Consider the following 11,272-nt stretch of genomic DNA (forward strand, 5'->3'; position numbering starts at 1 on the left):
AATCAGCGGTTCCCTGCCAATGCCCGCTCCAGATCCACCTGCAGATCCCCCAACTCCTCAACACCCACGCTCAGCCGCACCAGCGCATCGCTGATGCCCAGCTGCTCCCGGCGTGCGACCGGGATCGAGGCATGCGTCATCACCGCCGGGTGGTTGACCAGGCTTTCCACACCGCCCAGCGACTCGGCCAGGGTGAACAGCTCGGTCTTCTCGCAGAAGCGCTTGGCCGCCTCGAACCCACCCTTGAGTACGATCGAGACGATGCCGCCGTAGCCGGCCATCTGCTTGCCGGCCAGCTCATGCTGCGGGTGCGAGGCCAGGCCGGGGTAGATCACCTTCTCCACCGCCGGGTGCTTTTCCAGCCACTGGGCCAGGGCCAGTGCGTTGGCGCAATGTGCCTTCATGCGCAGCGGCAGGGTCTTCAGGCCGCGCAGGGCCAGGAAGCTGTCAAACGGGCCCTGCACGCCACCCACCGAGTTCTGCAGGAACGCCATCTGCTCGGCCAGTTCGGCGTTGTCGCCAACCACCACCATGCCGCCGACCATGTCCGAGTGACCGTTGAGGTACTTGGTGGCCGAATGCAGGACCAGGTCCGCGCCCAGTTCCAGCGGGCGCTGCAGCATCGGCGAGGCGAAGGTGTTGTCGACCACCACGATCAGGCCATGGCGCTTGGCGATGGCAGCGACCGCGGCGATGTCCACGATCTTCAGCATCGGGTTGGTCGGGGTCTCGATCCACACCATCTTCGTCTTCGGCGTGATCGAGGCTTCGAACGCCGCCAGATCGGTCAGGTCGACGAAACTGAAATCCAGCCCGGCGGTGCGGCGACGGACGCGCTCGAACAGGCGGAAGCTGCCGCCGTAGATATCGTCCATCGCCACCACGTGGCTGCCGGCGTCCAGCAGCTCGATCACCGTCGAGCTGGCCGCCATGCCCGAAGCGAACGCAAAGCCACGGGTACCGCCTTCCAGCGACGCCACGCAACGCTCATAGGCGAAACGGGTCGGGTTGTGCGTGCGCGAGTACTCGAAGCCCTGGTGCTCGCCCGGGCTGGACTGGGCATAGGTCGAGGTGGCGTAGATCGGCGGCATCACCGCACCGGTACTGGGGTCGGGCGACTGGCCACCGTGGATGGCCAGCGTGGCCAGGGCCAGCGCACGGTCGGGCGAAGAGGAGTTGGACATGTCGTTTCCTGAATGGCGCCGACGTGCGGCGCCGTCAAAGGATCGGGAGTCTATCAGCGCAGCCTTAACGAGCTTTGACGCGAATAAACCGGAATTCAGCGGTGAACTGCCGTGATCGGCGGCTTACTGCACGCGACGGCGCAGATAGTTCAGAAGGTCGATACGGGTGATCAGGCCCAGGAAAGCATCGCCGTCCATCACGATCGCCACCTGGCCGCGGTCGAACACCGGCAGCAGGGCCTCGATCGGCGACTTCACGTCCAGCCGGTCCAGCTTGCTGACCATCGCCGTGGCAACCGTGTCGCGGAAGCGCGCTTCGTCGCCATAGACATGCAGCAGGACGTCGCTTTCATCGACGATGCCGACCAGCTGGTCACCGTCCATCACCGGCAGCTGCGACACGTCATACAGCTTCATGCGCTGGTAGGCGGTGGTCAGCAGGTCGTTCGGGCCAATAACGACAGTGTCGCGCTGGCCGTACGGGCGCAGGATCAGGTCGCGCAGGTCACCGTGCTGCGGGCGCTCCAGGAAGCCGTTGTCCAGCATCCAGTAGTCGTTGTACATCTTCGACAGGTACTTGTTGCCGGTATCGCAGACCAGCACCAGCACCTTCCTCGGCGTGGTCTGCTCCTTGCAGTACTTCAGCGCTGCGGCCAGCAGGGTGCCGGTGGACGAACCGCCCAGGATGCCTTCCTTGCCCAGCAGCTCGCGCGCGGTGTGGAAGCTCTCGGCGTCGCTGATTGCATAGGCTTTCTTGACACGGCTGAAATCGGAGATCGACGGCAGGAAGTCCTCGCCGATGCCCTCCACCAGCCAGCTGCCCGACTTGTCGTTGAGCACGCCGTCGTTGATGTATTCGGCCAGGATCGAGCCGACCGGATCGGCCAGCACCAGCTCGGTCTTGGGCGACAGCTTGGCGAACGCGCGCGACAGGCCGGTCATGGTGCCGGAGCTGCCGCAGCCGAACACGATGGCGTCGAGGTCACCCCCCATCTGCTCCAGGATCTCCGGGCCGGTACCGAATTCGTGCGCTGCCGGATTGTCCGGGTTGCCGAACTGGTTGATGAAGTAGGCGCCCGGGGTCTGCTCGGCGATGGTCTTGGCCAGGTCCTGGTAGTACTCCGGATGGCCCTTGGCCACGTCCGAGCGGGTCAGGCGGACTTCGGCGCCCATCGCCTTCAGGTTGAAGATCTTCTCGCGGCTCATCTTGTCGGGAACGACGAGGATCAGCTTGTAGCCCTTCTGCTGTGCCACCAGCGCCAGTCCCAGGCCGGTGTTGCCGGCGGTACCTTCAACCAGGGTCGCGCCCGGCTTCAGGTCGCCACGCTGCTCCGCCGCCTCGATCATCGACAGGCCGATGCGATCCTTGATCGATCCGCCCGGGTTGGCGCTCTCCAGCTTCAGGTAGAGCTCGCAGACGCCGGTGTCCAGGCGCTGGGCCTTGACGATCGGGGTCTGGCCGATGAGTTCGAGGACGGAAGAATGAATGGGCATTCGGAGGACTTTCGATTCGCGCCGCGCAGGGCCGGACCGATGATTATCCGTCGGATGGCGATGAATGTCAGGTCGTTGCGCCGCGGGGCCGGAAGCCCGCAAAAAAGGGATGCGGACGGCCCCGGATCGACGAGGAGACCGGTGCCGCCCGCATCGGTGAGTTGTGCCTGAAGGCCAAGGCACCACCGCCTGTGGTGCCTTGGCGCGGCCGCCTCATCGGCGCGGCCGCGATGCCGGGGCAGGAGCCCCCGGCAGGGCCATCGATGGCCGGGTCACGCCGTTCCGGGCGCGACGATGTGCGTCAAAGCGTGGGGGACGTCGTTGGGAGCGGTGTTTCGTACATTCGCAGAAGACGTTGCTTGGCCAGCAGCTTCTCGCGCTTCATGCGACCCAGGGTGACATCATCGATCGGGAGTACACCCAACTCCGCGTCCATGCACTTCTTGTTCAACTTGCGGTGCTGGTCATGGAGTGCCCTGAACTCCGGATCACGCGCGCGACGTGCGTCGATCTCGCTCTGGGGCTGATCTTCAAACATGATGGACCTCCTTCGACAGATACACGAACGCCCCGGCCGAAAGGCACGGGGCGTTGTTCATGGAGGAGCGCCGGTCGATGGCCACCTGGACGCCCGCAACGACCTGCGGCACTGGCCTGCGCACGTCGATCTGCTGCGGTTCGCGCCCTGCTTGCATCGGCCCGGCCCTCCCATCGTCCGGTCCGCGGCATTGCGTCCCGGACGATTGACCCTACGCCTGCTCAAGGTGGGGTACAAGACCCCTGCGTCAAAAAGACCGAACCCCGCCGGGGCGGGGTTCAGGCTGAATGCTCATCACAACGAAAAACAAACAATATCAATGCATTACGGGGCAATGATGACCTCGGCCGAGCGCGCCCGGGTGGACGCAGCCTTCTTGCCGCTGACCTGGATGCGGTTGCTGGCGACACCACCCGCGACCAGGGCGTCGCGCAGCGCTTCGGCACGCTTCTGGCCCACGCCGTTGGCACTGTCGTAGGCCTCGATGCGCAGGCGGCCCTTCTTGCCGATGTTCAGGTACTCGGCCAGGGCCTTGGCCTGGTTGCGGGCGCCACCCGACAGGCTGGAGGCGCCTGCGGCGAACGCGTCACCACCGAAGGTGAAAACTTCGCCACGGCCATCGAACTTCGAGCCCGGCAGTTTCTGCCCGGACACCAGTTCGGCTTCCTCGCGGGCCAGCTTGGCGGCGTTCTGCTGTGCGGCGCTCAGACGCTGCTGCTGCTTGCCGGCCACGCTGGTCAGGGCGTTCTCGGCGTCCTGGCGGGCCAGGGTCTCGGCTTCGGCGGCCTGGCGCAACCGTTCGGCCTCCTCGGCCTGCATCTGCGCCTGCATGCGCAGCTGCTCGGCTTCCTGGCGGGCACGGGCCGCATCGCGGCGGCTGGCCTCGATCAGCAGGTCGCTGCGGGTCCGATCCAGGCGGTCCACCTCGCGCGCGGCCAGTGCGGTGCGCACGGCGGTCTCGGCGATCTCGACCCGGCGCTCGGCCAGGTAGGTGGCCAGCTCCTGATCGCGGCGCTTGGCCTTGTCCAGGGTGGCGATGGCCTGCTGGGCCTGCATGCGCTCGAACGCGCCCAGCTCAGCGGTATCCGGGTTGGCCTGGATGGCCATCAGGCGCTGGCTCAGCTGCGCCACCATCGGGTTGTCGGCGGCCGTGGCCAGGGTCGGCAGCGCCAGCAGCGCGGCCAGGGTTGCGGCGGTCATCGGCTTCACCGGCGGTCCTCCCCGGTCGACAGCTGGCGCTGCAGCTGGTTGACCTCGTTGCGGCGCAGCTGCAGCTGCGCGGTGACGGTGGCTTCCTCACTGCGGACGCGGGCCAGGTCGGCATCGGCGGCGGCGCGCAGGGCCATCGCCGGGGCGTTCTTGCGCTCGCGGCGGTCGCCGGCGGCGCGCTGGGCCTGCTCCAGCCCCTGCCGGGCCAGCCCGATCAGGTCCGGGGCGTACTGGTCGGCATCGGCCTGGGTGGCCTTGTCGACTGCCTGCCGGGCCTGCGCCAGTTCCAGGGCAGCGTCCTGCGCCCAGGCGGGGGCAGACAGTGCGAATGCAAACGCCATCACATACAGGCCATGGCGCATTCGTGCGAAGCTAAGTCGTTTCATTGGGGAGGCCGTACCGGTTGTCGGTTCACGGCCATTGTCGTCAAGCCGACACCGTGCTGGCAACGGGCGTCGGCCGTTTCGTTGGGGAAAATTCGCAATGGATATCGGCTACTTCCTGAAGCTGATGACCGAAAAGAACGCTTCGGACATGTTTTTGACCACCGGGGCGCCGGTCTACATCAAGATCGAGGGGAAGCTCTATCCGCTGGGCAACACCGGCCTGCCGCCGGGCATGGTGAAGAAGATTGCCTACTCGCTGATGGACGAGGGCCAGGTGCCGCAGTTCGAGCGCGAACTCGAGCTCAACATGGCCATCGCCCTGCCCGACGCCGGGCGCTTCCGCGTCAACGTGTTCAAGCAGCGGGGTGAGGTCGGCATGGTCATCCGCGCCATCCGCAGCCGCATCCCGAGCATCGAGGAGCTGAACCTTCCGCAGGTGCTGAAGGACGTCATCATGACCCCGCGCGGGCTGGTGCTGGTGGTGGGGTCCACCGGCTCCGGCAAGTCCACCTCGCTGGCGTCGATGATCGACCACCGCAACAGCACCACCACCGGTCACATCCTCACCATCGAGGACCCGATCGAGTACCTGCACAAGCACAAGATGTCGATCGTCAACCAGCGCGAGGTCGGCCTGGACACCCATGCCTTCCACAACGCGCTGAAGAACGCGATGCGTGAAGCGCCGGACGTGATCCTGATCGGCGAAATCCTGGATGCGGAAACGATGGAGGCGGCGATCGCCTTCGCCGAGACCGGCCACCTGTGCCTGGCCACCCTGCACTCCAACAACGCCGACCAGACCATCGAGCGCATCCTCAACTTCTTCCCGGAAAGCGCGCACAAGAACGTGCTGATGAACCTGGCGCTGAACCTGCGCGCGGTGATCAGCCAGCGCCTGGTGAAGAACAAGGAGGGCCGACGCCTGCCGGCCACCGAGGTGCTGATCAACACGCCGATGATCCGCGACCTGCTGCGCCGCGGCCAGGTGCACGAAATCAAGGCGGCGATGGAAGCCTCGCTGGAGGAAGGCATGGAGAGCTTCGACCAGTGCCTGTTCCGGCTGGCCAAGGCCGGCATCATCGAGCAGGAAGAAGCGCTGCGCGCGGCCGACTCGCGCGATGGCCTGGCCCTGAAGTTCCGCCTGTCCGAAGGTAGCAGTGGCGAGCACGACCCGTACGCCGATTTCTCGGCAGGCGCACCCAGCATCACCCACGGCTTCTGACCGCACGAAAAAAGGGACGGAGGGGATCAAGTCGTTTGTGCACTTGCGACTTGATCCCCTCCAATCCCCTTTTCTGAAGAGTTCAGGGGCCATCTCATCCAATGAGACCCCTCATCCGTAGGTTTCCTCAATGGAAACCATCCGCAAGCTGGCCATTCTGGCTGATGCCGCCAAGTACGATGCCTCCTGCGCCTCCAGCGGCTCGGGCAAGCGCGATTCGCGCGCCAGCGGCGGTATCGGCAGCACCGAGGGCATGGGCATTTGCCACAGCTACACGCCCGATGGCCGCTGTGTTTCGTTGCTGAAGATCCTGCTGACCAACTTCTGCGTCTACGACTGCGCCTATTGCGTGAACCGGGTTTCCAGCAACGTGCCGCGTGCACGTTTCAGCGTGGATGAGGTGGTCACGCTCACCCTGGACTTCTACAAGCGCAACTACATCGAGGGACTGTTCCTGTCCAGCGGCATCATCCGCAATGCGGACTACACCATGGAACAGATGGTGGAGGTGGCCCGGCAGCTGCGCGAAGAACACCGCTACGCCGGCTACATCCACCTCAAGACCATTCCCGAGGCCTCGCCGGAACTGCTGGCCGGTGCCGGGCGCTATGCCGACCGCCTGTCCATCAACGTGGAACTGCCGACCGAAGCCGGCCTGAGCGCCTTGGCGCCGGAGAAGACGGTTCATTCCATCCGTGGCGCGATGGGCGAACTGCGCTGGCGCATCGAGGAAGCCAAGGAAGCTCGCAAGGCCCCCACAGCGGTGGCACCGACGTCCATCCGCAGCACTCGCCCGCGTCCTCCCCGTTTCGCACCGGCCGGGCAGAGCACCCAGATGATCGTCGGCGCGGACGGGGCAAACGACCGGCAGATCCTGGCCAGCGCCGACAGCCTGTACGGCAACTACCGCATGCGCCGGGTCTACTACTCCGCGTTCAGCCCGATTCCGGACGCCAGCCGGCAGTTGCCACTGCAGCCGCCACCGCTGCAGCGCGAACATCGCCTTTACCAGGCTGACTGGCTGCTGCGCTTCTACGGGTACGGCGTGGATGAGATTACCGATACCACCCAGGACGGCATGCTCGACCTGGATATCGACCCGAAGATGGCCTGGGCGATCCGCCATCCCGAGCGCTTTCCGGTCGATCTGAACCGGGCACCGAAGGAGATGCTGCTGCGGGTGCCCGGCCTTGGCGTGCGCAACGTCAAGCGCGTGCTGATGGCACGCCGTCACGGGCGGCTGCGCGTGGCCGACATCGCGCGCCTGAAGGCACCGATGAGCAAGCTGCTGCCGTTCGTGCTGCTGGCCGACCATCACCCTCGCAAAGCACTGGACGACCCGGCGGCGCTGCGCGCGCAGCTGGCCCCGCCGCCGCGACAGGGTTCGCTGTTCGATGCCCCGTCCGCGGCCTGACGCGCAGCGCTGGTCGCTGCGGGTGGATCCGCCATGGTCGCTGGAGGCCTGGCGCAGCGGTGCGCGCGAAGCCCTGCTGCGCGGCGTCGCGCCGGAGCAGCTGGACTGGCTCGAGGGCAGCGACGCATCACTGCTGGACGCGCCCGCGGTCACCTCGGCGCCCGCACAGGCCGATGCTGGCGCACCGACGGTACCGCGCGACTTCCTGGAACTGGCGGCCACCTGCCTGTGCCATCGCGACGGACAACGCATGGCCCTCCTGTACCGGTTGCTGTGGCGCATCGCCCATGGCGAACGCTCGGTGCTGTCAAACCCTGCCGATGCCGACGTACTGAGGGCGATGGCCATGGCACAGGCGGTCCGCCGCGACACGCACAAGATGAAGGCATTCGTGCGCTTCCGCGAAGTGCCTGGCCAGCCTGATGCGTTCATCGCCTGGTTCGAGCCGCAACACCACATCGTCGACCGGGTCGCGCCGTTCTTCGCGCGCCGTTTCACCGGCATGCGCTGGGCCATCCTCACGCCTTCGCGCAGCGTCGCCTGGGATGGGCAGGCGCTTGCCTTCGGCCCCGGTGCACGGCGCGAGGACGCCCCGGCCGAGGATGCACGCGAGTCGCTGTGGCAGACCTACTACGCCAGCATCTTCAATCCGGCGCGACTCAACACACGGATGATGATGCAGGAGATGCCGGCCAAGTACTGGCGCCACCTGCCTGAAGCACAGTTGCTGCCACGCCTGGTGCGCGACGCCGCCGACCGCGTGCAGGAAATGCATGACCGTCCCGCGCAGGCACCGCAACGCAGGATTCCGCTGCGAGCGAACCCTCCGGCATCGGCAGCCGAAGCCAGCAGCCTGGACAATCTGCGCGGACAGGCCAGCGCCTGCCGCCAGTGCCCGTTGTGGGAGCAGGCCACGCAGACCGTGTTCGGACAGGGGCCGGCAGGGGCCGGGGTGATGCTGGTCGGAGAGCAACCCGGTGACACCGAAGATCTGCGTGGGCAGCCATTTGCAGGACCTGCCGGCCAGGTGCTGGACCGCGCATTGGCGGAACTGGGGATCGATCGCGCCACGCTGTACCTCACCAACGCGGTGAAGCACTTCCACCATGAGCGGCGCGGCAAGGTGCGGCTGCACAAGCGGCCGGAGAGCCGTCACATCCAGGCCTGCCGGCCCTGGCTGATGGGTGAGATCGCGCGCGTGCGGCCGCAGGTGATTGTGTGCCTGGGCGCGACTGCGGCAGCCTCGGTATTCGGTCGAGATTTCGACCTCTCACGCGACCGCGGACGCTGGCACACCCTCGAAGACGGCACCCGCGGCTACGCCACGGTGCACCCGGCGTGGGTGCTGCGGCAGACCGACGATGCACGCCGCGAGGCCGGCTATCGGCTCTTCCGGGAAGACCTTCGGCAGATGTTGCGAGGGGATGGGGCATCCGCCGGGCATGGCCCGGCGCTACCACGGACCGGGGACCGGTAGCGCCGGGCCGCGCCCGGCGAGCGAAGCGGTCCGTCAGGCGGCGTCGAGCTGGTTTTCCGGGCGCGCGCGATCAAAGGCATCCAGCGCCTGGCAGGCCGCTTCAATCCGGCGCAACGTTGGATACGGCGCCAGGTCCAGGCCGAAACGGTGGGCGTTGTACAGCTGCGGCAACAGGCAGATGTCGGCCAGACCAGGACGGTCGCCGTGGCAGAAGGTGCCGGTGTCGCGGCTGTTGGCCAACAGCGTTTCCATCGCCGCAAAGCCCTCGGCGATCCAGTGCAGGGTCCACTGCGTGCGTGCGTCGGCAGGCAGCTGCAGGTCGCGTTCCAGGTACTGCATCACCCGCAGGTTGTTGATCGGATGGATATCGCAGGCCACAAGCTGCGCCAGCGCCCGCACCCGTGCGCGGCCCGCAGCATCGGCAGGCAGCAGCGGCACCTGTGGGAAGCGCTCTTCCAGGTACTCGATGATCGCCAGCGACTGGGTCAGCACATGCCCCTCATGCAGCAGCGTCGGCACCTGCTGCTGCGGATTGAGCGCGCGGTAAGCCTCATGGTGCTGCTCGCCACCGTCGCGCACCAGATGCACCGGCCGCGCCTCCCAGGCCAGGCCCTTCAGCTCCAGGCCGATGCGCACGCGGTAGGCGGCGCTGGATCGCCAGTAGGTGTACAGCACGATGCCGTCGTCGACCGGAATCTCCATCGCCGCCTCCATGCTCAGGGCCTGGCCGCCTGTTCGATGCGCTGCTCGATCGCACCGAAGATGCTGTTGCCGGCAGCGTCGAGCATCTCGATCCGGACCACGTCACCGAAGGACATGAACGGCGTGCTCGGCTTGCCGTCACGCAGGGTCTCGACCACGCGCTGCTCGGCGAAGCACGAGGCACCCTTGCTGGTGTCTTCATTGGCGATGGTGCCCGAGCCGACGATGGTGCCGGCACCCAGCGGGCGGGTCTTGGCCGCATGCGCGACCAGCTGGGCGAAGTTGAACTGCATGTCCACGCCCGCCTCCGGCGCACCGAACCACTGGCCGTTGATGTGGGTCAGCAGCGGCAGGTGCACCTTGCTGTCCTGCCACGCAGCACCAAGCTCATCGGGGGTGACGAACACCGGCGACAGCGCCGAACGCGGCTTGGACTGCAGGAAGCCGAAGCCCTTGGCCAGCTCGCCCGGGATCAGGTTGCGCAGCGAGACATCGTTGACCAGGCCGACCAGCTGGATGTGGCTGGCGGCCTGTTCCGGGGTGGCCGCCATCGGCACGTCGTCGGTGATCACCACGATCTCCGCTTCCAGGTCGATGCCGTAGTCCTCGCTGACCACCTTGACCGCATCGCGCGGGCCGTAGAAGCCCGCACTGGTGGCCTGGTACATCAGCGGGTCGGTGTAGAAGCTCTCGGGCACCTCGGCACCGCGGGCGCGGCGCACGCGCTCGACGTGCGGCAGGTAGGCGCTGCCATCGACGAACTCATAGGCACGCGGCATCGGTGCGGCCAGCGCCTGCGGATCGAGGTCGAACACGCCATCGGCGTCGCCAGCGTTGAGCGATTCGTACAGGGCGTTCAGGCGCGGCGCGATGTGGCTCCAGTCCTCCAGGGCCTGCTGCAGGGTGGCGGCAATGCCGGTGGCGCGCACGCCGTGGCGCAGGTCACGCGAGACGACGATAAGGGTGCCGTCGCGGCCGCCTTCCTTCAAGGAACCAAGCTTCATGGTGGGTGTCCGGAGTCGTGGGCAAACAAGTTTCAAGTGTAATCAAATCTGCGACAACGCCAAGCTGCAGCGCGGCATCGGCCCACCCTACCGTAGTGGGGGCTTCGGCAGGGCTTGCAGCCCTGCACCTGCTCAATGCAACGGCAACGGCAACGGCAACGGCAACAGCTGGCTTTCCGTGGGTTGCCGGGGCGGTGTCGGATTGCGGGGACGCCGCAAGTACGTCCCTGTAGGCTTGGCCGCGGCATCCATGCCGCGGACACCCCGCAATCCGACACCGCCCGCCCTCGACACATTCCGGCGACTGCTGGTGGATGTCGACCTTGGTCGACACATTGGTCAGATATCGAATGGAATTCCGGGGGACAGATCCGTTTTCCAAAGGAAAGCGGATCTGACACCAAGAGACGTCCCAGCAGCTCGCGGGAAACTGTCGAAGGCGGGGTGGGCCCGGTGGCGGGAGTGTCCGCGGCATGGATGCCGCGGCCAAGCCCCCATGGTGAAGTGACCCCCGGGAGTTGGACGCCAGATCCAACCCCGAGGGATACATGAACAGATACGACGCTCGTTTCAAACTGCAGGTCGCCAAAGAGGCCTGCAAGACCTCCACATCAGTCAAAGCCGTTGCTCGTCGCCACA

The 11,272-nt window shown here is 66.5% G+C and carries 11 protein-coding genes; 4 read left to right on the forward strand and 7 right to left on the reverse strand.

Annotated features, from left to right (window positions below; all coding sequences use genetic code 11):
- Positions 1–2: 2 nt before the first annotated feature.
- The 5 genes from AC5P8J_RS14455 to AC5P8J_RS14475 all read right to left on the reverse strand — a co-directional run bounded on the left by AC5P8J_RS14455 (position 3) and on the right by AC5P8J_RS14475 (position 4,787).
- Positions 3–1,184, reverse strand: a complete 1,182-nt coding sequence (locus AC5P8J_RS14455) for a cystathionine gamma-synthase (protein ID WP_111103836.1) — start codon at positions 1,182–1,184, stop codon at positions 3–5.
- A 123-nt stretch (positions 1,185–1,307) separates the two neighbouring features.
- A complete protein-coding gene (locus tag AC5P8J_RS14460) occupies positions 1,308–2,678 on the reverse strand; it encodes a pyridoxal-phosphate dependent enzyme (protein ID WP_134731760.1) in 1,371 nt (456 codons plus the stop codon).
- Between the two features lie 301 nt (positions 2,679–2,979).
- Complete coding sequence (locus AC5P8J_RS14465; protein WP_005407964.1) at positions 2,980–3,216, reverse strand: HP1242/YdcH family protein; 237 nt, start codon at positions 3,214–3,216, stop codon at positions 2,980–2,982.
- A gap of 324 nt (positions 3,217–3,540) precedes the next feature.
- Complete coding sequence (locus AC5P8J_RS14470) at positions 3,541–4,425, reverse strand: OmpA family protein (protein WP_134731758.1); 885 nt, start codon at positions 4,423–4,425, stop codon at positions 3,541–3,543.
- On the reverse strand, positions 4,422–4,787 hold the full coding sequence (locus AC5P8J_RS14475; RefSeq protein WP_005415160.1) for a DUF4398 domain-containing protein: 366 nt from the start codon (positions 4,785–4,787) through the stop codon (positions 4,422–4,424). Before AC5P8J_RS14475 ends, AC5P8J_RS14470 begins: the two co-directional genes overlap by 4 nt.
- A gap of 121 nt (positions 4,788–4,908) precedes the next feature.
- On the opposite strand from AC5P8J_RS14475, the gene AC5P8J_RS14480 reads away from it, so the two are divergent.
- The 3 genes from AC5P8J_RS14480 to AC5P8J_RS14490 all read left to right on the forward strand — a co-directional run bounded on the left by AC5P8J_RS14480 (position 4,909) and on the right by AC5P8J_RS14490 (position 8,927).
- A complete protein-coding gene (locus AC5P8J_RS14480) occupies positions 4,909–6,036 on the forward strand; it encodes a PilT/PilU family type 4a pilus ATPase (protein ID WP_014035879.1) in 1,128 nt (375 codons plus the stop codon).
- A gap of 130 nt (positions 6,037–6,166) precedes the next feature.
- Entirely contained in the window at positions 6,167–7,450 is a 1,284-nt protein-coding gene (locus AC5P8J_RS14485) for a putative DNA modification/repair radical SAM protein (RefSeq protein ID WP_134731756.1), read from the forward strand.
- Positions 7,431–8,927, forward strand: a complete 1,497-nt coding sequence (locus AC5P8J_RS14490) for a UdgX family uracil-DNA binding protein (RefSeq protein ID WP_134735593.1) — start codon at positions 7,431–7,433, stop codon at positions 8,925–8,927. The genes AC5P8J_RS14485 and AC5P8J_RS14490 overlap by 20 nt, the downstream gene beginning before the upstream one ends.
- A 33-nt stretch (positions 8,928–8,960) precedes the next feature.
- Here the strand turns inward: AC5P8J_RS14490 and maiA are convergent, their stop codons facing one another.
- Complete coding sequence (gene maiA / locus AC5P8J_RS14495) at positions 8,961–9,629, reverse strand: maleylacetoacetate isomerase (protein WP_227844404.1); 669 nt, start codon at positions 9,627–9,629, stop codon at positions 8,961–8,963.
- 14 nt (positions 9,630–9,643) lie between these two features.
- Positions 9,644–10,633, reverse strand: a complete 990-nt coding sequence (locus AC5P8J_RS14500) for a fumarylacetoacetate hydrolase family protein (protein WP_019660949.1) — start codon at positions 10,631–10,633, stop codon at positions 9,644–9,646.
- Between the two features lie 548 nt (positions 10,634–11,181).
- Here AC5P8J_RS14500 and AC5P8J_RS14505 point away from each other — a divergent pair.
- A partial coding sequence (locus AC5P8J_RS14505) for a transposase (RefSeq protein WP_332329010.1) occupies positions 11,182–11,272 on the forward strand: 91 nt, incomplete at its 3' end.

This window comes from Stenotrophomonas sp. YJH_SMC_37, from assembly GCF_059370035.1.